Origin of the sequence: Priestia flexa (assembly GCF_021441905.1) — a bacterium.
In the GTDB taxonomy this organism is placed as follows: domain Bacteria; phylum Bacillota; class Bacilli; order Bacillales; family Bacillaceae_H; genus Priestia; species Priestia flexa.
On record NZ_CP090431.1, the window covers coordinates 3,730,194 to 3,752,500 of the forward strand.

Annotated in this window: 20 protein-coding genes and 1 rRNA gene (1 of these 21 only partly in view); 8 read left to right on the forward strand and 13 right to left on the reverse strand. The window is 35.7% G+C overall.

What is annotated here, in order from left to right; all coding sequences use genetic code 11:
* Positions 1-67: 67 nt before the first annotated feature.
* The 3 genes from LZP85_RS19180 to LZP85_RS19190 are packed head-to-tail and all read right to left on the reverse strand — an operon-like array spanning position 68 to position 2,250.
* A complete protein-coding gene (locus LZP85_RS19180; RefSeq protein ID WP_025907883.1) occupies positions 68-265 on the reverse strand; it encodes a DUF951 domain-containing protein in 198 nt (65 codons plus the stop codon).
* Complete coding sequence (locus LZP85_RS19185) at positions 262-1,173, reverse strand: mechanosensitive ion channel family protein (RefSeq protein ID WP_206833320.1); 912 nt, start codon at positions 1,171-1,173, stop codon at positions 262-264. Before LZP85_RS19185 ends, LZP85_RS19180 begins: the two co-directional genes overlap by 4 nt.
* Positions 1,174-1,233: 60 nt before the next feature.
* Entirely contained in the window at positions 1,234-2,250 is a 1,017-nt protein-coding gene (locus LZP85_RS19190; protein ID WP_119542884.1) for a YkvI family membrane protein, read from the reverse strand.
* An 84-nt stretch (positions 2,251-2,334) separates the two neighbouring features.
* Between LZP85_RS19190 and yyaC the strand changes: the two genes are divergently transcribed.
* Positions 2,335-2,955: a spore protease YyaC gene (yyaC, locus tag LZP85_RS19195; protein ID WP_119542883.1), complete on the forward strand. Its 621-nt coding sequence runs from the start codon at positions 2,335-2,337 to the stop codon at positions 2,953-2,955.
* Between the two features lie 31 nt (positions 2,956-2,986).
* Here yyaC and LZP85_RS19200 read toward each other — a convergent pair whose 3' ends face one another.
* The 10 genes from LZP85_RS19200 to rpmH form a co-directional block, all read right to left on the reverse strand.
* Positions 2,987-3,853: a ParB/RepB/Spo0J family partition protein gene (locus LZP85_RS19200; RefSeq protein ID WP_119542882.1), complete on the reverse strand. Its 867-nt coding sequence runs from the start codon at positions 3,851-3,853 to the stop codon at positions 2,987-2,989.
* The gene (locus tag LZP85_RS19205) at positions 3,834-4,607 is read right to left on the reverse strand and encodes a ParA family protein (protein ID WP_061785897.1); all 774 of its coding nucleotides are present in this window, start codon (positions 4,605-4,607) and stop codon (positions 3,834-3,836) included. The genes LZP85_RS19200 and LZP85_RS19205 overlap by 20 nt, the downstream gene beginning before the upstream one ends.
* Before the next feature lie 109 nt (positions 4,608-4,716).
* A complete protein-coding gene (noc, locus tag LZP85_RS19210) occupies positions 4,717-5,592 on the reverse strand; it encodes a nucleoid occlusion protein (RefSeq protein WP_025907877.1) in 876 nt (291 codons plus the stop codon).
* A gap of 143 nt (positions 5,593-5,735) precedes the next feature.
* The gene (rsmG, locus tag LZP85_RS19215) at positions 5,736-6,452 is read right to left on the reverse strand and encodes a 16S rRNA (guanine(527)-N(7))-methyltransferase RsmG (RefSeq protein ID WP_234561889.1); all 717 of its coding nucleotides are present in this window, start codon (positions 6,450-6,452) and stop codon (positions 5,736-5,738) included.
* A 27-nt stretch (positions 6,453-6,479) separates the two neighbouring features.
* A complete protein-coding gene (gene mnmG, locus LZP85_RS19220) occupies positions 6,480-8,369 on the reverse strand; it encodes a tRNA uridine-5-carboxymethylaminomethyl(34) synthesis enzyme MnmG (protein WP_234561891.1) in 1,890 nt (629 codons plus the stop codon).
* Between the two features lie 26 nt (positions 8,370-8,395).
* Positions 8,396-9,784, reverse strand: coding sequence for a tRNA uridine-5-carboxymethylaminomethyl(34) synthesis GTPase MnmE (gene mnmE / locus LZP85_RS19225; protein ID WP_100346522.1), 1,389 nt, complete (start codon positions 9,782-9,784; stop codon positions 8,396-8,398).
* A gap of 267 nt (positions 9,785-10,051) precedes the next feature.
* Positions 10,052-10,699: an RNA-binding cell elongation regulator Jag/EloR gene (jag, locus tag LZP85_RS19230; protein ID WP_025907873.1), complete on the reverse strand. Its 648-nt coding sequence runs from the start codon at positions 10,697-10,699 to the stop codon at positions 10,052-10,054.
* Positions 10,696-11,466, reverse strand: a complete 771-nt coding sequence (spoIIIJ, locus tag LZP85_RS19235; RefSeq protein WP_061785901.1) for a YidC family membrane integrase SpoIIIJ — start codon at positions 11,464-11,466, stop codon at positions 10,696-10,698. The genes jag and spoIIIJ overlap by 4 nt, the downstream gene beginning before the upstream one ends.
* Positions 11,467-11,553: 87 nt before the next feature.
* Positions 11,554-11,934 (reverse strand): ribonuclease P protein component, encoded by a 381-nt coding sequence (gene rnpA, locus LZP85_RS19240; RefSeq protein WP_025907871.1) that lies wholly within the window; start codon positions 11,932-11,934, stop codon positions 11,554-11,556.
* 111 nt (positions 11,935-12,045) lie between these two features.
* Positions 12,046-12,180, reverse strand: a complete 135-nt coding sequence (gene rpmH / locus LZP85_RS19245) for a 50S ribosomal protein L34 (protein ID WP_025907870.1) — start codon at positions 12,178-12,180, stop codon at positions 12,046-12,048.
* 747 nt (positions 12,181-12,927) lie between these two features.
* Here rpmH and dnaA point away from each other — a divergent pair.
* From dnaA to LZP85_RS19280, 7 genes are all read left to right on the forward strand, one after another.
* Positions 12,928-14,271 (forward strand): chromosomal replication initiator protein DnaA, encoded by a 1,344-nt coding sequence (gene dnaA / locus LZP85_RS19250; protein WP_025907869.1) that lies wholly within the window; start codon positions 12,928-12,930, stop codon positions 14,269-14,271.
* A gap of 192 nt (positions 14,272-14,463) precedes the next feature.
* Positions 14,464-15,600 (forward strand): DNA polymerase III subunit beta, encoded by a 1,137-nt coding sequence (gene dnaN, locus LZP85_RS19255; RefSeq protein ID WP_076513570.1) that lies wholly within the window; start codon positions 14,464-14,466, stop codon positions 15,598-15,600.
* Positions 15,601-15,703: 103 nt separating this feature from the next.
* Positions 15,704-15,919 carry a S4 domain-containing protein YaaA gene (yaaA, locus tag LZP85_RS19260; RefSeq protein WP_025907867.1) on the forward strand — a complete coding sequence of 72 codons (216 nt, stop codon included), beginning with the start codon at positions 15,704-15,706 and terminating at the stop codon, positions 15,917-15,919.
* A gap of 15 nt (positions 15,920-15,934) precedes the next feature.
* Positions 15,935-17,053 carry a DNA replication/repair protein RecF gene (gene recF, locus LZP85_RS19265; protein ID WP_061785903.1) on the forward strand — a complete coding sequence of 373 codons (1,119 nt, stop codon included), beginning with the start codon at positions 15,935-15,937 and terminating at the stop codon, positions 17,051-17,053.
* 222 nt (positions 17,054-17,275) lie between these two features.
* Positions 17,276-19,192 carry a DNA topoisomerase (ATP-hydrolyzing) subunit B gene (gyrB, locus tag LZP85_RS19270; protein ID WP_025907865.1) on the forward strand — a complete coding sequence of 639 codons (1,917 nt, stop codon included), beginning with the start codon at positions 17,276-17,278 and terminating at the stop codon, positions 19,190-19,192.
* A 114-nt stretch (positions 19,193-19,306) separates the two neighbouring features.
* Positions 19,307-21,811 (forward strand): DNA gyrase subunit A, encoded by a 2,505-nt coding sequence (gene gyrA / locus LZP85_RS19275; protein ID WP_234561893.1) that lies wholly within the window; start codon positions 19,307-19,309, stop codon positions 21,809-21,811.
* Positions 21,812-22,076: 265 nt separating this feature from the next.
* A 16S ribosomal RNA gene (locus LZP85_RS19280) occupies positions 22,077-22,307 on the forward strand (it continues 1,322 nt past the right edge of the window).

Sequence of the window (22,307 nt, forward strand, 5' to 3'; positions counted from 1 at the left end):
AAAACACAAGCTTTATTGACTGGAAAAGCGTGTCCTAATCCTTCATTTATATGAATTACTTTTTCAGTTATTCTTCATGCTTTACTAAAATCTTTTTCATTTTTCGAGCAAAATCCTTACGAGGAATCATGACACTATGACCACAGCCTTCGCATTTAATTCGAACATCCATTCCCATTCGAATTATTTTCCATCTATTCTCTCCACAAGGGTGGGGCTTTTTCATTTCTACAATGTCATTTAAACCAAATTCTTTTTGATTCAATTACTGTGACCTCCTTGATTTTCTCGATGATTTAATACACTTTTTTGATCTTCACCACGATTATACATAATCATCTTCGCAAAAGGAACTTCAATACCATATTCGTTTAATCTCATTCTTACTTCTTTACGAATCATACGTGAAATGTGAAAATGTCTCATCGGCTTCACTTCACTTGTAATACGCATAACGACTTCATTTGCTTGCATTGTTTGAACTCCTAGTAATTCTGGTGTTTTTACCATATCTTCATATTTCCCAGGCAATTCTTCTAATAACTCCAGAATAATTTTTTCTGCTTTTTGAATATCTTCCTCATATGAGATACTAACATCCACAAATGCGATACTATTATGCAGCGAAAAGTTTGTCACTTCTATAATGCTTCCATTAGGCAAGATATTAATTTCTCCTGTCCAACTTTTAATTTTAGTTGTCCGCAAACCAATTTCTTCGACAGTGCCTTCAAATGCACCGATTCGTACATAATCTCCTACAGAGAACTGATCTTCAAATATAATAAAGAAGCCTGTAATAACATCCTTTACTAGATTTTGAGCACCAAATCCTACTGCTAAACCAACGATTCCAGCTCCTGCTAATAGTCCTTTTACCTCGATTGTCATCGTTTCTAAAATCATGACAAGCGCAATAAAGTATACCGCATACGTAAATACATTTTGAATTAAACGTACTAGCGTTGCTTCTCTTCGTTCTGAAATACGCAGTGGGCTCTTTGTCCGAACCTCTATCATTTTGTTTAAAAACATTTTCCCAAATCGAATTAACAGCATTGAAACAATAATAATGAGTACTACTTTAATAAAACCTATACCTATGTTAGCCCACGTTTCTTCTTTAAAGAACGTTTGAAAAGCTGTTTTAAAAAAAGCTTGAATTGATTCCATGTTGCAAGCTCCCATTCTCATGATTGTCATAATATTTTAGTTTATTTTAGCAAGTTTTATTTAATTTTTGTAGATATTTCGTATCGGATAAATTAGTAAAGCCGCTAATAAGAATAGATTAACCATACCATATAACGGGTATAGAACAGCAATTAACTTAGAAAAACCTAGCTTTGTAAATGGAATCATAATGATGACAAATATAATTGCCATTTTCCATAACGCAGTATTTTCACTCCTACGAAACCTAGTTGTTAAACCTAGTATCCCCGATACCGCTGTTGTATAGATAGCAACTAATAATAATACACTCATAATGATTAGCATAAAAAACGGGAAACTTTTCATTATAGCAAATAACGGAATTTCGTAATCTGGTAACAAATCTGAAACCTGTAAAAGTGATTCATTATAAACAAAGGATAAAACACCAATTAACAAACCACTTCCAATGGAAGCGATATGAATCTCTACTTTTGTTTTAATCTCATTTCCAATGGTTGTGAGAACTGCAACGAGAGGGAGGATATTTAAAGCTGTAAAAGTAAATCCTGAAGACCAATTGTGCTGATGATGCCAGTCAATGTCCAAAACATGCTGACTTTTTAAAATAAAGAAAAGAAGGACGCTAATTAAACCGATAACGAGTACAGGCATAATGTAAGAATTAATCGAAAGCATTCCTTGAATACCTTTAATAAACACAAGAATAATTAACAAGCTAAAGGTCATAATTCCCAACCAATAAGGAAGCTGAAATGTTTCTAACGTAGCACCTCCACCTGCAATCATAATAACTGTTGTTGAAAATAAGTAAAAAATGATTAAGCTATCATAAAGAAACGCCCACCTTTTTCCAAACACTTCAATAAGTAATGGATAAAATTGATTAGTTTTCAATTGAAAACTAATACTCATAATCACGTTGCAGCAAATAATGAAGATAACAGTAAACAAAAGCAGAGCCAGTCCACTTTCTTCGCCAAAAAATTGCCAAAGTTCTCTTCCAGATGCATAGCCCGCTCCAATAATTGTACCTAAAATAAGAAACATCCATTTAAAGCCCTGCTTCAACATAAATTCCTCCTTTAAGCCAAATGTATGTATAGAATGTTAAGAATCTTCGTATACTGTTACTACTATGTATAAGGAGTGGAACCTATGAATCTAAAATCCTCCTTCTTTGAGAAAACATCACGTTCAATTCGCATTTTCCATGATGAAGAATTTGCTGCTCAACAATTAAGCAAACAGCTAGGACTGTTACTTCCAACTGATCCTGCTAGACCGGTCGTGATTGTTTGTATCGGAACAGACCGCTCAACTGGAGATTCATTAGGACCATTAGTAGGTACGAAATTAAAAGAAAAAAGCCTTTCTCATTTTCATATATACGGCACATTAAAAGACCCCATTCATGCTGTAAATTTAAAAGATACTTTAAAAATCATTCAGAAAGAATTTGATAATCCTTTTATTATAGGCATTGATGCTTGTTTAGGAAGGATGAAGAGCGTAGGATCTGTTTCATTAGGAATAGGGCCGGTAAAGCCTGGGGCAGGCGTCAATAAAGAGTTACCTCCTGTAGGTGATATTCATATGACTGGGATTGTAAATGTTAGCGGTTTTATGGAGTTTTTTGTACTACAAAATACAAGGCTTTATTTAGTAATGAGCATTGCGGAACTAATTGCTACTAGTATTCAATATGCTTACCAAACCAGTAGAGGACCATCTGTTTCCTTGTCATCTCATAGCTATCGATTAGAATATGAAAAATAAAAAGGTTGTCCTAATTATTAGGACAACCTTTTTATTCTTGATCAATTGAAATATGTTCTAATAACTCTAATAGACGATTTAAATCATCTTGAGTAAAGAATTCAATTTCAATCTTTCCCTTTTTTTTGTTTCTCGTAATATTTACGGGAGTACCTAGCTTTTCTCGCAACTTTGTTTCATTTTCTTTAATAAAAATATCTTTTGTTTTTTTAGCTTTTTCTTTATCTGTTTCACGTGAAACAGATTGGTTGAGCTGTGATACATAAACTTCTAATTGTCGAACATTTAAATGCTCTTTTTTTATTTTTTCAATTACTTTTGGAAGTAATGATTTGTTTTTTAATCCGGCTAATGTACGGCCGTGTCCCATTGAAATTTCGTTACTTGAAATGAGCATTTGTACTTCTTCTGGAAGCTGTAACAAGCGTAAATAATTCGCAATATGCGGTCGACTTTTTCCTAAGCGAGCTGCTAATTGCTCTTGTGTCATATCAAGTTTTTCAATAAGAAGGTGATAGGCCATTGCTTCTTCAATTGGAGTTAAGTCCTCACGCTGTAGATTCTCAAGCAGTGCTAACTCCATCATTTGCTTTTCCGAAAAATCTTTTACAATAACAGGAACGGTTGTTAAATTCGCTTCTTTTGCTGCTCTAAATCTACGTTCTCCAGCTAGAATCTCATATCCTTTAATACTTCTTCTAGCAACAATCGGTTGTAGAATGCCATGGTGTAAAATGGACTGCTTTAACTCCTCGATTGCTTCTTGCTGGAACGTTTTACGCGGTTGATAAGGGTTTGGCCTTAGTTCGTTGATATCGATATCCTGAATCGAATCAGTAGCTTGTGTATCTAACCCTGAAAATAAGGCATTAATCCCTTTACCTAATCCTTTCGCCATTATATATCACTTCCTTCGCAAGTTCCATGTATACCGCAGCCCCTCTAGACTTTGCATCATATAAAATAACTGGTGCACCATGGCTAGGTGCTTCACTAAGACGAACATTTCTTGGAATAATCGTTTGATAAACACGTTCTTGGAAATACTTTTTTACCTCAGCAGTAACTTGGAGTCCTAAATTTGTGCGTGCATCTAACATTGTTAATAGGACACCTTCAATTCGAAGGTGATGATTTAAATGTTTTTGTACTAATCTTACTGTGTTGAGTAGCTGACTTAGACCTTCTAACGCATAATATTCACACTGAACAGGAATCAATACTGAGTCTGCTGCTGTTAAGGCGTTTAATGTCAATAAACCTAAAGAAGGGGGGCAATCAATAATAATATAATCATATTGATCTTTCACTGTTTCTAATGCCCTTTTTAAGCGTACTTCCCTGGAAATAGTTGAAACAAGCTCAATTTCTGCACCTGCTAATTGAATTGTTGCAGGGATAATTGATAAGTTTTCAACAGCTGTTGGACAAATGACCTGCTTTGTATCCATATCTTCTACAACAACATTATAGACACAAGCATCTACATCTGCTTTTTCAATTCCTACACCGCTTGTTGCGTTTCCTTGCGGATCACCATCTACTAACAGTACTTTTTGACCATGCTGCGCTAAACATGCACCTAGATTGACAGCAGTAGTCGTTTTTCCAACTCCACCTTTTTGATTAGCAACCGCCACTATTTTCCCCAAGTTGTCACCTGCTTTCATTTCCTATCCAATTATTGTTCTTACTTTCATTTAGTGCTTAGACTAATTATAAAAAAGCCTCATCGTAAACGGATGAGGATTATTTTAATCTTTATTTCTTTGGAATTTTAATCGTAAACTGATAGTACTCCTCAAATTCCTCTTCTTCTGTATTCAGCTTAATTCCACTATCATTAACCATTGTTAAAGACTGACGAATTGTGTTCATAGCAATACGAGTATCTTTACTAAATGCTTTTCGTTTTGCCCGTGGCTTTTTCACCTGTGTTTCTAATAATTTAGCTACACGTTCTTCCGTTTGTTTAACATTAAGCTTACCCTCTATAATGTCATTCAAAAGCTGAAGTTGCTTTTCTTCATTTTTAAGAGGAATAAGTGCTCGTGCATGTCTTTCTGTAATTAGTTTTTGTTTAATAGCGTCTTGTACAAGAGAAGGAAGTTTTAATAATCGAAGTTTATTCGCAATCGTTGATTGGCCTTTGCCTAGTCGCTGAGCAAGCGCTTCTTGCGTAAGATTATGTAACTCTAATAATTTCGCATAGGCTAATGCCTCTTCAATCGCCGTTAACTCTTCTCTTTGTAAATTTTCAATTAATGCTACTGACGCTGTCTCAGTATCATTAAAATCTTTTATAATAGCAGGAACTCTTTCCCAACCAAGTGACTGAACTGCTCGCCAGCGACGCTCACCAGCAATTAACTCATACTCATTATCACCGACTGGTCGAACAACAATTGGTTGTATAATACCATGTGTATGAATAGTAAGTGCCAGCTCTTCTATTTTAGATTGATTAAAAACCGTACGTGGCTGATAGCGATTGGGAGTAATACTTGAAACCAAAATTTGCTTTACTTCATCTTTTAAAACTTTTTCGACATTTTCAATTTGAGGTTTTTCTGAGGCTACCGAGATAGCTTCATCTTTTTCTTTTAAATTAAAAAAACGTGAAAAAGCAGATTTCATAATCCTACACCACCTTCAGGAAAATCCCGCCTTAAAACTAATTCGATATTTGTCGTTAATATCCTTCTTTGCTCTAGGAAAATGTTAATGTAAAGAATGTTTCTTAAGAAACATTCTTTACATTAGAGTGCCTTTTGTCCCACTTATTCGAGTGGTGATTTAATAGGCATTCCTGGTTTTCTTGGATATTTCTTTGGCGTTTTTGTTACTTTGTCTACTAAAACAATATAACGCTCGCTTTGTTCAAATGGCAACTGGAAATGTTCAATTTTTTGCACTTTTCCACCTAACACTTTAAAAGATTTTTCACCATTTTTTAATTCATCAGGTGCAGAAGATCCCTTCATTGCAATGAATCGACCGTTTTCCTTTACAAGAGGTAGGCAGAATTCATTTAAAACTGAAATACGCGCTACAGCTCTAGCTGTTACTAAGTCAAAAGATTCACGAATTCCTGCTTTTTTTCCAAACTCCTCTGCTCGATCATGATAAAGTGACACATTTTCAAGACCTAGCTCTTCCGTTAAATGTGTTAAAAATGTAATTCGTTTTTTTAACGAGTCCACAATTGTAACGTGAAGATGAGGGAAGCAGATTTTTAATGGAATACTTGGAAAACCAGCACCCGCTCCTACATCACAAACACTCTCAATAGAATGAAAATCTTGAAAGAAAGCTGCTGATACAGAATCATAGAAATGCTTTTCATACACTTCACCATGTTCTGTAATAGCTGTTAAGTTCATTTTTTCATTCCACTCAACGAGAATTTTATAGTAACGTTCAAATTGATCCAGCTGAGCGGAAGAAAGAGTAATTCCTTTCTCCTCTAGCAACTGTTGAAACTGTGAAATATTCATCGCGTTACCCTTTCTTTTACAAATAGATTAGTCGTTTGAAACTTTTGCAATTTTACCTTGTTCGATATAAACCAGAAGAATTGAAATATCTGCTGGGTTAACTCCGGAAATACGTGATGCTTGGGCTACTGTTAGAGGCCGTACTTCTTTTAATTTCTGACGCGCTTCGTTAGCTAAACCATGAATAGCGTCATAATCAATTAAATCCGGAATTTTTTTGTTTTCTAATTTCTTCAAACGTTCGACTTGCTGCAATGATTTTTGGATATAACCTTCATACTTCGTTTGAATTTCAACCTGCTCAGCTACTTCTGGATGAATTTCCGTTTCTGCAGGGACAAGTTGGCCAATATGATCATATGTCATCTCTGGTCTTCTTAGCAGCTCAAGGGCACGAATACCGTCTTTTAATTCACTACCACCTGCGCTTCTAATTACGCTTTGTACGTGTTCATTCGGCTTAATGATTGCAGCATGCAGACGATTTTTTTCAGCTTCAATCTCTGCCTTTTTAGCTTGGAACGAAGCATAGCGCTCTTCGCTAATTAGACCGATTTTATATCCAACATCCGTTAAGCGTAAATCTGCATTATCATGGCGGAGAAGTAAACGATATTCTGCGCGTGATGTTAATAAACGATAAGGTTCATTTGTACCCTTTGTTACTAAATCATCGATTAAAACCCCAATGTAAGCATCTGCTCGACCTAAAATTAGCTCTTCCTTACCTAAAGCGCGACAACCAGCATTAATACCAGCAAGCAGACCCTGACCCGCCGCTTCTTCATAACCAGATGTTCCATTAATTTGACCTGCTGTATAAAGGTTTTTCACTTGTTTTGTTTCTAATGTTGGCCATAGTTGTGTTGGTACAATAGCATCGTACTCAATCGCATAACCAGCACGCATTAACTGAGCTTTTTCTAACCCAGGAATTGTTTCAAGCATCTTACGTTGAACATGTTCTGGTAAGCTTGTTGATAAACCTTGTACATAAACTTCTTGAGTGTGGCGGCCTTCAGGCTCTAAGAAAATTTGATGGCGTGGTTTATCATTAAAGCGAACAACCTTATCTTCAATTGAAGGACAATAACGTGGACCTGTCCCTTTAATCATTCCAGAATACATCGGTGATAAGTGAAGGTTATCGTCAATAATTTGATGAGTTGTTTCACTTGTATATGTTAACCAACAAGGTAGTTGATCCATAATAAATTGTGTTGTTTCATATGAAAAAGCGCGTGGCAAATCATCACCAGGCTGAATCTCCGTTTTACTGTAATCAATCGTCTGGCTGTTAACACGCGGAGGAGTACCCGTTTTAAAGCGTACCATCTCTAAACCAATCTCTTCTAAGTGTTCCGATAACTTAATAGCCGGCTGTTGATTATTAGGACCACTTGAATACTTCAGTTCCCCTAAAATAATTTCTCCACGAAGGAACGTACCCGTTGTAATAACAACTGTTTTTGCTTTATATTCCGCTCCTGTTTGTGTCACTACTCCTGTACAAACACCATCTTCAACGATTAATTTTTCAACCATCCCTTGAACAAGTGTTAGATTCTTTTCATTTTCAAGTGTTTTTTTCATTTCATGTTGATAAGCGAATTTATCTGCTTGTGCTCGTAAAGCTCGTACAGCGGGACCTTTACCTGTATTCAACATTCTCATTTGAATGTGCGTTTTATCAATATTTCGTCCCATTTCTCCACCAAGTGCATCAATCTCTCTTACTACAATTCCTTTTGCCGGACCACCTACAGATGGATTACACGGCATGAATGCAACCATATCTAAATTAATTGTTAAAGCTAGTGTTTTTGCGCCCATTCTTGCAGATGCTAGTGCAGCTTCACACCCGGCATGGCCAGCTCCAACAACAATCACATCATATTGTCCACCTTCATAATGCATAAGAATAACCTCCTTTTAACAATTTTTTATTTTCCAAGACAAAATTGAGAAAATAACTGATCAATTAAACTTTCATGTACAGCATCACCAATAATTTCTCCAAGGAGCTCCCACGTTCTTGTTAAATCAATTTGAACAATATCAATTGGAATTCCGCTTTCAATACCTTCAATTGCTTCATTGATTGCGTTTTGAGCTTGTGCTAATAATGCAATATGTCTTGTGTTTGATAAATACGTTAAATCTTGTGATTCAATTGTTCCCGTAAAGAACAAAGAAGAAATAGCTTCTTCTAGCTCTGAAATCCCTTGTTCTTGCAACAAGGAAGTTGTGACAACTGAACGACTTCCAGCAAGATTTTTTACTTCTTCCATATCTAACTTTTGTTCTAAGTCTGTCTTATTAACAATGACAATGTAGTCCATTCCTTTAACTGCTTCAAACAGCTTACGATCTTCAGCTGTTAATTCCTCATTGTAATTGAGAACAAGTAAGATTAAATCCGCTTCTTTTAAATATTGTCTTGAACGCTCTACTCCAATTCGCTCAACAATATCTTCTGTTTCACGAATTCCAGCTGTATCTACTAGTCGTAGAGGTACACCACGAACATTGACATATTCCTCAATTACATCGCGGGTAGTTCCAGGAATGTCCGTTACAATTGCCTTAGTGTCTTGAACTAAGCTATTCAATAGCGAAGATTTTCCAACGTTTGGACGACCTACAATCACTGTTGCTAACCCTTCACGCAAAATTTTACCTTGCTGAGATGTTTGTAGAAGATTATCAATCTCATTTCGAACTCGAGTAGCTTTTTCAATTAATACACGATGTGTCATTTCTTCCACATCATCATATTCAGGATAATCAATATTTACTTCCACATGAGCAAGCGTTTCAAGGATTTCTTGACGTAAACGGCGGATTAAATTAGAAAGTCGACCTTCCATCTGTCCAATCGCTACATTCATCGCTTTATCTGTTTTAGCACGAATTAAATCCATAACAGCTTCCGCCTGTGATAAATCAATACGACCATTTAAAAAAGCACGTTTGGTAAACTCTCCTGGTTCTGCCAGGCGTGCACCATTTGCCAAAACAAGCTGTAACACACGATTAACTGAAACAATTCCACCATGGCAGTTAATCTCAATAATGTCTTCTCTCGTAAACGTTTTAGGGCCTTTCATAATAGAAAGCATCACCTCTTCAATCGTTTGTCCATTTTTAGGATCAACGATATGACCATAATGAATGGTATGAGAAGGTACTTCATTTAAGCTTTTATTTGAAACACTCTTAAAAATACGATCTGCAATACTTACCGCTTCTTCTCCACTTAATCTTACAATCGCAATTGCTCCTTCTCCCATTGGAGTAGAAATTGCAGCAATAGTATCAAAATCTAACATTTGAGTTTCACCTCATCCCTTTGGACTAGTTATACTATTATTAAAACGATTTTTTACTATCGTTCACATTTTTATAAAAACAAAAACATGCCTTATTAAAATTAAGGCAATCAACTAACTAGGATACCACAATTCAATCAATAAAAAAATGAATAGTAGTTATGCACAATCTCAAAATAAACAGTACGTATTATTTTAACTTATCCACATGTGAATAACAATTGCTATCTTTCGTTTTTGTTTTTTTAAACATAAAAAAAGTACTAATCACTTGTGATTAGTACTTTTAAAGACTGAATGTGCAGGACGCATGAGTACACATCGCTTTGGTTCTTCTCCAACAGATAAAGTCTCTACTTTTTTATTCTTAGCAAGTGCTTGATGAATAACTTTTCGCTCATGTGCAGGCATAGTTTCCAACTGCACTGATCGATTTGTACGTAGTACTTGATGGGCCATTTTTTCTGCTAACTGAACCAGCGTTTCTTCTCTTCTCTCACGGTAATTCTCTGCATTCAAAGTAATTTTAAAATAATGTTTGCTATAACGGTTTGCTACCAGTTGTGTTAAAAGCTGGAGCGCGTTAATCGTTTGTCCACGCTTACCGATTAATAGACCAATTGAAGAGCTTGAAATATGAATTTCACATTGTCTTGAGGTTTTTTTCACTTCAATTGCTGTTTCAATTCCCATTTGCGCTGTCACATCGTTAATATATGCTACAGCTTCTTCAACAGGATCTATTATTTTCTTTACATGAACAACAAAAGGCTTCCCTTTAAAAATTCCTAAAAAACCTTTCTTACCTTGTTCAATAATGGTAATCTCTGCTTTTTCTTTTGAAATATTTAATTTTGAAAGAGCTTGATTGACGGCTTCCTCAACAGTTGGAGCTGTTACCGTTATATCTTTCATTTTTTAGCTCCTTGAGAGGCAGGAGAACCTGCTTTTAAGTCTGGTCCTTTGATAAAGTACGTCTGTACAATCATAAAGATATTTCCCACAACCCAGTATAATGATAGAGCTGCCGGAAAGTTAATTGCAAAGACTACAATCATGATTGGCATTAACCATAGAAGCATTGCCATTTGAGGATTCTGATTTGCATTTCCTGCCATCATCATTTTCTGCTGAATAAATGTTGTAATACCCGCAATGATTGGTAATGCAAAATACGGATCACGTGACCCTAAATCAAACCATAAAAAGCTGTTATTTGCAATCTCTTCCGTTCTAGTAATAGCATGGAAGATACCAATTAAAATAGGCATCTGAATTAAGATTGGAAAACAACCTGCTAAAGGGTTTACATTGTACTTTTGGAAAAGCTGCATCGTCTCTTGCTGTAACTTTTGCTGAGTTTTTGCATCTTTTGAGCTATACTTTTCCTTTAACTTTTGCATTTCAGGTTGCAAAACCTGCATTGCTTTTGTATTTTTCATTTGTTTAACCATTAAAGGTAAAATTAATAATCGAATTAGAATAGTAACAATGACGATGGAAAAACCGTAGCTACCAAGTAAATTCGCAAAGTATACAATTACCATAGAAAGCGGATAAACGACATACTCATTCCAAAAACCTTTGCTATCAGCAGTAATCGGCTGATTAATTTCCGTACATCCAGCCAAAACCGTCAAAAGAAAGGCAAGTGTAATTCCTAGTAAAACTTTCTTTCTCACCTTTGCTCCTCCTTTAATAAGTTCCAACTCCCAAAACTGAGAGTTTGTCAAACACCATTATATAAGGATATAGTAGAAAAACAACATTTATTGTGAGTTCTTTTCCTCAGTTCGTGAACTATTGAGCCTATGCTGATAAAGCTTTGCTCTTTTAAACACATGCTGTAAACTTTTTTTAACTTCTTCATATTCCATCTCTGCTGCTGGCTTTCTAGCTATCACAATATAGTCTTTATCTTGTTTGAGATATGGTGCAATTTCAAACATGACCTGACGAGCTAGTCGCTTCACTCGATTTCGAGTAACAGCGTTTCCAATTTTTTTACCGACGGAAAAACCCACACGGAAATGCTGAAGTTCTGGTTGATCTAGTACATATATAACAAATTGACGGTTCGCAAATGAATGTCCTTTTTGAAAAACCTTTTGAAACTCTTCATTTTTCTTGATCCGGTATTTTTTTTTCATTTTAACACTCCTACCCTTTTTCAGGCACGTTTCCACCATGAATTCCATAAAGGATTAGAGGCAAACTTGTCCATTAAGTGAAAAAAAGACCACTGACGTCTCAGTGGTCTATTATGCTGATAATACTTTTCTTCCTTTACGACGACGACGAGCTAAAACTTTACGTCCGTTTGCTGAGCTCATACGAGAGCGGAAACCGTGTACCTTGCTACGCTTACGTCTGTTTGGTTGGTAAGTTCTTTTCATCTATAAACACCTCCTCGAGGAATAACTGAAAAAGACAGTCCTAACAATTATAATGAAAATAAGTAGAAATTGCAATGTTATTTATAAAATAATAAATGCTTTTTCTAAATCCTTCTCAACATTCTTCTTAAAATCTTCTCCATTGTAATATTGTTGCCGTCTACTTGTCCATAGAAAATCGATACTTTCCTTCTTCTTTTTTATAGACAGATCTCTATCTCTACTTAAACTACCGATTAACTCAATCTCTTCCTCATTTTTAACCCCTTAAACAAAACTACGACATTTTTCTAAGATTTTATTCATAAAAAGTCGTTTTTTGTACTGTGGATAAGTTTTTTCGACAAATTTAACAATCCACTTTGCTTATCTACAAGTGGTACACATCATCTTGTGTTGTGGAAAACTTTACTCCACAAGGTGTAGTGATTGTGGATAAGTTTCGAAAATCCGTTGCAACAACCGTTATTCTTTGATATTATATTTTTGTTTTCACTCTTAATTACTTTTCCACATATCATTGTTATCCACATATTGTGGAAAAGTTGTGGACATGTTTTCCACCCTTGTTATGAACTGTTATCCACAACATGTGGAATATGTCGAATAGTTGCTTTTCTTCTATAATATATATTTACCCACATAATAGCAATTGAATAAATATAAACTTTTTATGCATAAACGTTTTTGTTACTTGTACAAAACTTGTACAAGTCGTTATTTTAATGGAAAAGGAGGCTGACTTCTTTGGAAAATATTCATGATTTATGGAACGGAGCATTAGCTGAAATTGAAAAGAAGTTGAGTAAACCAAGTTTTGAAACATGGTTAAAATCAACAAAAGCTCACGCTCTACAAGGTGATACACTTATTATCACAGCGCCCAATGACTTTGCCAGAGATTGGCTAGAGTCTAGGTATTCTAACTTAATTGCTGAAACATTGTACGATTTGACCGGGGAAGAACTAGATGTAAAATTTATTATCCCTTTAAATCAATCTGAAGAAGAGTTTGATTTAACTCCTCCTAAAAAGAATGTAAGCAAAGAAGATGGACACGAATTCCCACAAAGTATGCTTAATTCCAAATACACGTTTGATACTTTTGTTATTGGTTCTGGTAACCGCTTTGCTCATGCTGCTTCCTTAGCAGTTGCAGAAGCACCAGCCAAAGCTTACAATCCACTTTTTATTTATGGGGGAGTAGGGCTTGGAAAAACCCACCTCATGCACGCAATAGGTCACTATGTGCTTGATCATAATCCAGATGCAAAAGTTGTATACCTATCTTCTGAGAAATTCACCAATGAATTTATTAACTCAATTCGTGACAACAAAGCGGTGGAGTTTCGTAATAAGTATAGAAATGTCGACGTTTTACTTATAGATGATATTCAATTTTTAGCTGGTAAAGAACAAACTCAAGAAGAATTTTTCCATACGTTTAATACGTTACATGAAGAAAGTAAACAAATTGTTATTTCAAGCGATAGACCACCAAAAGAGATACCAACTTTAGAAGATCGTCTTCGCTCTAGGTTTGAATGGGGTTTGATTACAGACATTACGCCACCAGATCTTGAAACGAGGATTGCTATTTTACGTAAAAAAGCAAAAGCTGATGGGTTAGTAATTCCTAATGAAGTAATGCTTTATATTGCTAATCAAATCGACTCAAACATCCGTGAATTAGAGGGTGCTTTAATCCGTGTAGTAGCATACTCCTCATTAATTAATAAAGATATCAATGCAGACTTGGCTGCTGAAGCTTTAAAAGATATTATTCCGAGTTCAAAGCCAAAAATTATTACCATTCAAGATATCCAACAAATAGTCGGACAGCAGTTTAATGTAAAACTTGAAGACTTCAAAGCCAAGAAACGAACAAAATCTGTAGCATTTCCAAGACAGATTGCAATGTATCTATCTCGTGAGCTCACAGACTTCTCATTACCAAAGATTGGCGAAGAATTTGGGGGAAGAGACCACACCACGGTTATCCATGCTCATGAAAAGATTTCAAAGTTGGTTCAAACTGATTCACAGCTCCAAAAACATATTAAAGAAATCAGTGACTCTTTAAAGATCTAATTTTTTCTCTTGTTTTTTGTGTATAAGTGAGATAGGATTGTACACAGTCTGTCCACAGGTGGATAGGCTGTGTACTGGCGTTTTAAGGGGTTATCCACATTTCCACACGCCCTATTACTACTACTACCTTTTTTATAATAAATAAATAAGCTGTTTAAACCGACTTTTAAAATAAAAAGGAGGAAGGATTTCATGAAATTTAAAATTCAAAAAGACTACCTAGTTCAAAGTGTTCAAGATGTAATGAAGGCTGTTTCATCTCGGACAACGATCCCTATTTTGACAGGAATTAAAATTGTTACAACAGAAGAAGGAGTGACTCTTACTGGAAGCGACTCTGATATCTCCATTGAATCATTCATCCCAAAAGAAGAAGATGGAAAAGAAATTGTAGAAATAGAGAAGACAGGAAGTGTCGTTTTACCTGCTCGTTTCTTCAGTGAAATCGTAAAGAAATTGCCAAAAGAAGTTGTAGAGCTAGATGTTCAAAATTTGTTTTTAACAATTATTCGTTCTGGAAAAGCAGAGTTTAATTTAAATGGTTTAGATGCTGAAGAGTATCCACATCTACCACAAATCGAAGAAAATAACGTATTTAGAATTCCTACAGATTTACTTAAAAACATGATTCGACAAACTGTCTTTGCTGTGTCCACCTCAGAAACACGCCCTATCTTGACAGGTGTAAACTGGAAAGTGGAAGGCAAAGCACTAACGTGTATTGCAACAGATAGCCACCGTTTAGCCTTGCGTAAAGCAAATATTCAATCTGAACATGATGTTTCTTATAATGTTGTTATTCCAGGAAAAAGTTTAAATGAATTTAGTAAAATTCTAGATGATTCCAATGAACTGGTTGATATTGTTATGACTGAAAATCAAGTTTTATTTAAAACGAAACATCTTCTGTTCTTCTCACGTCTACTAGATGGGAATTACCCAGATACTTCTCGTCTTATCCCAGCTGACAGTAAGACAGACGTTGTTTTAAACGTTAAAGAGTTTCTTCAGTCTATTGATCGTGCTTCGCTTTTAGCGAGAGAAGGACGTAATAACGTAGTAAAACTATCAACTTTACCAGACGGGATTATTGAAATCTCATCAAATTCTCCAGAAATCGGTAAAGTTATTGAAGAAGTTCAAAGTGAATCAATTGTGGGAGAAGATTTAAAGATTTCGTTTAGTGCAAAGTATATGCTTGATGCATTAAAAGCCCTTGAAGGTACAGATATTAAAATTAACTTTACCGGAGCAATGCGTCCATTTGTTATTCGAACATTAGAGAATGACTCAATGCTACAGCTAATTCTGCCGGTTAGAACATATTGATGTTGAAAGCTACTAGGTTGTTTCTAGTAGCTTTCTTTTCTCAAGGACAATTATTTAGTAGAATAATGATAGATAAAATAATTAGGGAAGTGAGCGGAATATGATGACAACAGAAATTCAGATTTCAACGGAACATATTACATTAGGTCAGTTTTTAAAACTAGCTGATGTTATTCAGACTGGTGGAATGGTGAAATGGTTTTTAAGTGAGCATGAAGTTTATGTGAACGGTGAGTTAGAGGAACGCCGTGGTCGAAAGCTATATCCAGGCGATGAAGTAATAATCCCAGATATGGGTGAGTTTATCATTATATCTTAAGAGTTGGTGAATGGTTTGTACATTAAAGAACTTGCGTTAACAAACTATCGTAATTATGAAAAAACAACGGTTGCTTTTGAAAACAAAGTAAATGTCATTCTAGGAGAAAATGCGCAAGGGAAAACAAACATTATGGAATCAATCTTTGTTTTATCAATGGCAAAGTCACATCGTACCTCCAACGATAAAGAATTGATCAAATGGGAAAGTGAATTTGCAAAGATTTCTGGTGTTGTAGAAAAAGAGCGCGGTCCTGTGACGTTGGATTTAATCATTTCAACAAAAGGTAAAAAAGCAAAATATAATTACATTGAGCAACAAAAGTTAAGTCAATACATTGGTGCTATGAATACGGTTATGTTTGCTCCTGAGGATTTGAATCTGGTGAAGGGTAGTCCCCAAGTGCGGAGAAGGTTTATTGATATGGAGATTGGCCAAGTTTCCCCTGTATACATGCATGACTTAAGCAAATATCAAAAAGTTTTACAGCACAGGAATCAATATTTAAAACAACTTCAAACACGAAAGCAATCTGACCTATCTTTGCTTGATATCTTAACTGCTCAGCTTACAGAAGTAGCAGCTCGTATTTTAAAAAAGCGATTTGAATTTTTGCAGCTTTTGCAAAAATGGGCAGAACCCATTCATTTTGGCATTAGCAGAGGGCTTGAAAATCTGCGTATCGAGTATAAAAATTCGATTGATGTATCAGAAGATGCAGATTTGTCGAAAATGATAGAAGCATATCATGAAAAATTTGATAAAATAAAGAGTAGAGAAATTGATAGAGGCGTTACCTTAATTGGTCCTCACCGAGATGACCTGCTATTTTACGTCAATGAAAAAGATGTTCAAACCTTTGGGTCCCAAGGGCAACAGCGTACAACGGCTTTGTCTTTAAAATTGGCGGAGATTGAGCTAATTAATCAAGAGATTGGCGAGTATCCCATTTTATTACTAGACGATGTTTTATCTGAGCTTGATGATTTCCGTCAGTCTCACTTGTTAAACACGATACAGGGAAAGGTTCAAACATTTGTGACAACCACCAGTATTGAAGGAATTCATCATGAAACTTTAGACAAAGCCGCTACGTTTGAGGTAGAGGCTGGGGTCATACAAAAAATTAAATAGTTTTTTCATACTGATAGCTTTTCAACGTTAATTTTAACAAAGTATGATATCATTATAGTTTTAAGTCTAATGTTTTAAAGCTTACCCTCAAAAATACGAAAGATGAGTTTTGCTTGTCTGAAGCTCCTAAGTGGTTTCCATTCAATTATTTAAGATACGTTAAAAAGAATACAATTATAAACAGTTCGCTGTTAATGAAAAGTGTAGGTGATACATTTGGCAATGGAACAAAAAGAAAAGCAATCATATGATGCTGACCAAATACAAGTGTTAGAAGGATTAGAAGCAGTACGAAAACGTCCGGGAATGTATATCGGCTCTACGAGTGCTAAGGGTTTACACCACCTCGTATGGGAAATTGTTGATAATAGTATCGATGAAGCGTTAGCTGGTTATTGTGATGAAATCAATGTCATAATTGAGAAAGATAATAGCATCACAGTTAAAGATAATGGGCGTGGAATTCCTGTTGGTATGCATGAAAAAATGGGACGACCTGCTGTTGAAGTTATCTTAACCGTTCTTCACGCTGGCGGTAAATTTGGCGGTGGCGGATATAAAGTTTCAGGTGGTCTACACGGTGTAGGAGCATCTGTTGTAAATGCGCTTTCCACTTACCTAGAAGTAAATGTACACCGAGACGGGAAAGTACATTATCAAAAATTTGAACGAGGTGTTCCCGTAGCAGATTTAGAAGTAACTGGTGAAACTGATAAAACTGGTACAGTTATCCACTTTCAGCCAGACGGTGAAATTTTTAACGAAACGTTAGAGTATGATTTTGATACATTGGCAAACCGATTACGTGAATTGGCTTTCTTAAATCGTGGAATTAAAATTACGATTGAAGATAAACGTGAAGAAAACAAAGTGCGTGAATACCATTATGAAGGTGGTATTAAATCATATGTTGAACATTTAAATCGTTCAAAAGAAGTTGTACATGAAGAGCCAATCTATATTGAGGGAAATCGCGACAGTATTTCAGTTGAGATTGCTATTCAATACAATGATAGCTATACAAGCAATCTGTATTCTTTTGCAAATAACATTCATACCTATGAAGGTGGTACACATGAAGCCGGCTTTAAAACAGCTTTAACACGTGCTATTAATGATTATGCACGTAAGAACAATGTGTTTAAAGATAGCGATACAAACCTTACAGGTGAAGATGTACGTGAGGGAATTACTGCAATCATTTCAATTAAACATCCAGACCCTCAATTTGAAGGTCAAACAAAAACAAAATTAGGGAATAGTGAAGCAAGAACTATTACTGATTCTGTATTTGCAGAGCACTTTGAAACTTACCTACTAGAAAATCCAGTAGTAGCTAAGAAAATTGTTGAAAAAGGTGTTATGGCAGCACGTGCTCGAATGGCAGCTAAAAAAGCAAGAGAATTAACAAGAAGAAAAAGCGCATTGGAGATCTCAAATCTACCTGGTAAATTAGCAGATTGCTCTTCAAAGGATCCTTCCATCAGTGAATTGTACATTGTAGAGGGTGATTCTGCAGGTGGTTCTGCTAAACAAGGGCGTAGTCGTCATTTCCAAGCTATCCTACCTTTGCGTGGTAAAATTATTAACGTTGAAAAAGCAAGACTAGATAAAATTTTATCTAATAACGAGATTCGTACAATTATCACGGCATTAGGTACAGGTATTGGAGAAGATTTTGATATTTCTAAGGCACGTTATCACAAACTTGTAATTATGACAGATGCTGATGTCGATGGAGCTCATATTCGTACGCTGTTATTAACATTCTTCTATCGCTACATGAGACAAATTATTGAGTCCGGTTATGTTTACATTGCACAGCCGCCATTATATAAGATCTCACAAGGGAAACGCGTAGAATATGCGTATAACGATAAACAGCTAGAAGAGCTCCTGCCAACGTTCTCAGAAGGATCTAAACCTAACCTACAGCGTTATAAAGGTCTAGGGGAGATGAATCCAGAGCAGCTGTGGGAAACAACAATGGATCCAGATACGCGTACGCTTCTACAAGTTAACTTACAGGATGCGATTGAAGCAGATGAAACATTTGAAATTTTAATGGGGGACAAGGTTGAACCACGCCGTAACTTCATTGAAGAAAATGCAAAATACGTTAAGAATTTAGATATCTAAACAAGATATTTTTTAGAATTAAAAAGAATGTTAAATGGCAGGGTAGAGGGATTTCTATCCTGCGTTTACATATGTGAACTACTATACTGAACTTCGTGAAGGAGGTTCTTATCGATGTCAGATAAACCAAACTCTCAAATTAAAGAAGTAAACATTAGCCAAGAAATGCGTTCTTCGTTTTTAGATTATGCAATGAGCGTTATTGTTTCACGTGCGCTTCCAGATGTACGTGATGGCTTAAAACCTGTTCATCGTCGTATTCTATATGCGATGAATGACTTAGGTATGACTTCGGATAAACCATTTAAAAAATCAGCTCGTATCGTAGGGGAAGTTATAGGTAAGTACCATCCTCATGGTGACTCAGCTGTCTATGAAACAATGGTGCGTATGGCTCAAGACTTCAGCTATCGCAATATGCTTGTAGATGGTCATGGTAACTTTGGTTCTATCGATGGTGATTCAGCAGCAGCGATGCGTTATACAGAAGCAAGAATGTCCAAAATCTCTATGGAGTTATTAAGAGATATCAACAAAGATACGATTGATTATCAAGATAACTATGATGGATCTGAGCGAGAGCCGGTTGTACTACCAGCTAGGTTTCCTAACTTACTTGTAAACGGCTCAGCGGGTATTGCGGTAGGTATGGCAACAAATATTCCACCCCATCAACTCGGAGAAGTTATTGATGGTGTACTAGCTGTTAGTAAAAATCAAGATATTACAATTCCAGAATTAATGGAAATCATACCGGGCCCAGACTTTCCAACCGCAGGTCAAATCTTAGGTATTAGTGGAATTCGTAGAGCTTATGAAACAGGAAAAGGCTCTATTATTATTCGTGCAAAAGTAGAAATTGAAGAACAATCAAATGGAAAACAAACGATTATCGTTAATGAGCTTCCATATCAAGTAAATAAAGCGAAGTTGATTGAAAAGATTGCAGAACTTGCTAGAGATAAAAAGATTGAAGGTATTACAGATTTACGCGATGAATCAGATCGCTCTGGTATGCGTATTGTAATCGAAGTTCGAAGAGATGCAAATGCCAATGTCTTACTAAATAACTTATATAAACAAACATCTTTACAAACAAGTTTTGGTATTAATATGCTTGCTTTAGTGGAAGGGCAGCCGAAGGTTTTAAACTTAAAACAGTGTCTACAGTATTACTTAGACCATCAAGTTGTTGTTATTCGCAGACGTACTGAATTTGAGTTAAGAAAAGCAGAAGCACGTGCTCATATTTTAGAAGGCTTAAAGATTGCTTTAGATAATCTCGATGCGGTTATTGCATTAATTAGAGCTTCTCAGACAACCGATATTGCTAGAGAAGGATTAATGACACAATTCTCACTAAGTGAAAAGCAGGCACAGGCTATTTTAGATATGCGTTTGCAAAAGCTTACTGGGTTAGAGCGTGAGAAAATTGAAGCTGAGTATCAATCTTTACTAGCTTTAATTGCTGAATTAAAAGCGATTCTAGCAGATAATGAAAAAGTGTTGGGAATTATTCGTGAGGAATTAATAGAAGTTAAAGATCGCTTTAATGATGGGCGTCGTACAGAAATTATAGTGGGTGGTTCTGAAGTTATTGAAGATGAAGATCTTATTCCGCGACAAGATATTGTTATTAGCTTAACACATAACGGATATATTAAACGATTACCTGTATCTACTTATAAGAGTCAGAAGCGTGGGGGGCGTGGTATTCAAGGAATGAATACCAATGAAGATGATTTTGTTGAACATCTTTTAACAACTTCTACACACGATACAATTTTATTCTTTACGAATAAAGGTAAAGTATACAAAACAAAAGGATATGAAATTCCTGAGTACGGAAGAACTGCTAAAGGGCTCCCTATTATTAACTTATTAGAAGTAGATAAAGGTGAATGGGTCAATGCTATTATTCGAGTTGATGAGTTCGTTGATGACTGGTATTTATTCTTTACAACAAAACAAGGTATTTCAAAACGTACCCCATTATCTTCTTTTGAAAACATCCGTAATAGTGGCTTAATTGCATTAAGTTTACGAGAAGAGGATGAGTTAATCTCTGTAAAACTAACAGATGGTAAACGTGATATGGTTATTGGTACTAAAAATGGTATGTTGATTCGCTTTAATGAGAATGATGTCCGTTCAATGGGGAGAACAGCAACTGGTGTAAAAGGAATTACTCTTGATTCAGAAGATGAAGTAATTGGGATGGAGATTCTTGAAGAAGAATCAGATATCTTAATTATTACAAAGAATGGATATGGTAAGAGAACACCAGCTAATGAATACCGCATACAGACTCGAGGCGGTAAAGGTCTAAGGACATGTAATATTACAGATAAAAATGGTGATGTAGTCGCATTGAAGTGTGTAACATCTGGAGAGGAGATTATGGTGATTACAGTCAGCGGTGTATTAATTCGTCTGTCTGTCTCTGGAATTTCTCAAATGGGAAGGAACACTCAAGGCGTTAAAGTGATTCGTTTAGGAGATAGTGAGTTTGTTTCTACTGTAGCAAAAGTTCAAACATCTGAAGAAGATGAGGAGCTTGACGAAGAAGTCGACTCAGAACTAGACGTTACCAGTGAAGAATCACCTGAAAATGAGTAAATAGGCAAAAGGTTTTGACAGGAATGTCAAAACCTTTTATTTTTTATAGAAAAGCTTGTATTATCAAAAAGAATCTGGTAGTATATAAAAAGTCAGCAACGAGCTCTTAAATTAAAGTGTTAAAAAGTTGTTGACAACAAGCTCAAAACTTGTTATATTATAGAGGTCGCTTTTGAGCGACATGAAAAAAGAGTTCTTTGAAAACTGAACAAAGCGACAAACGTCAACGTTAATTTTTTAAACTTTTATGAGCAAGTCAAACATTTCTTCGGAGAGTTTGATCCTGGCTCAGGATGAACGCTGGCGGCGTGCCTAATACATGCAAGTCGAGCGAACTGATTAGAAGCTTGCTTCTATGACGTTAGCGGCGGACGGGTGAGTAACACGTGGGCAACCTGCCTGTAAGACTGGGATAACTCCGGGAAACCGGAGCTAATACCGGATAACATTTTCTCTTGCATAAGAGAAAATTGAAAGATGGTTTCGGCTATCACTT

What these genes read in the sequence shown, in the direction of transcription:
- LZP85_RS19190 (WP_119542884.1), bottom strand. Translation starts at nt 2,250, where the DNA reads ATGTTGAAGCAGGGCTTTAAATGGATGTTTCTTATTTTAGGTACAATT.
- rsmG (WP_234561889.1), bottom strand. Translation starts at nt 6,452, where the DNA reads ATGAATATTTCACAGTTTCAACAGTTGCTAGAGGAGAAAGGAATTACT.
- rnpA (WP_025907871.1), bottom strand. Translation starts at nt 11,934, where the DNA reads ATGAAAAAAAAATACCGGATCAAGAAAAATGAAGAGTTTCAAAAGGTT.
- noc (WP_025907877.1), bottom strand. Translation starts at nt 5,592, where the DNA reads ATGAAATCTGCTTTTTCACGTTTTTTTAATTTAAAAGAAAAAGATGAA.
- gyrB (WP_025907865.1), top strand. Translation starts at nt 17,276, where the DNA reads ATGGAACAAAAAGAAAAGCAATCATATGATGCTGACCAAATACAAGTG.
- mnmE (WP_100346522.1), bottom strand. Translation starts at nt 9,784, where the DNA reads ATGTTAGATTTTGATACTATTGCTGCAATTTCTACTCCAATGGGAGAA.
- gyrA (WP_234561893.1), top strand. Translation starts at nt 19,307, where the DNA reads ATGTCAGATAAACCAAACTCTCAAATTAAAGAAGTAAACATTAGCCAA.
- LZP85_RS19185 (WP_206833320.1), bottom strand. Translation starts at nt 1,173, where the DNA reads ATGGAATCAATTCAAGCTTTTTTTAAAACAGCTTTTCAAACGTTCTTT.
- jag (WP_025907873.1), bottom strand. Translation starts at nt 10,699, where the DNA reads ATGAAAGATATAACGGTAACAGCTCCAACTGTTGAGGAAGCCGTCAAT.
- yyaC (WP_119542883.1), top strand. Translation starts at nt 2,335, where the DNA reads ATGAATCTAAAATCCTCCTTCTTTGAGAAAACATCACGTTCAATTCGC.
- LZP85_RS19200 (WP_119542882.1), bottom strand. Translation starts at nt 3,853, where the DNA reads ATGGCGAAAGGATTAGGTAAAGGGATTAATGCCTTATTTTCAGGGTTA.
- mnmG (WP_234561891.1), bottom strand. Translation starts at nt 8,369, where the DNA reads ATGCATTATGAAGGTGGACAATATGATGTGATTGTTGTTGGAGCTGGC.
- dnaN (WP_076513570.1), top strand. Translation starts at nt 14,464, where the DNA reads ATGAAATTTAAAATTCAAAAAGACTACCTAGTTCAAAGTGTTCAAGAT.
- yaaA (WP_025907867.1), top strand. Translation starts at nt 15,704, where the DNA reads ATGACAACAGAAATTCAGATTTCAACGGAACATATTACATTAGGTCAG.
- rpmH (WP_025907870.1), bottom strand. Translation starts at nt 12,180, where the DNA reads ATGAAAAGAACTTACCAACCAAACAGACGTAAGCGTAGCAAGGTACAC.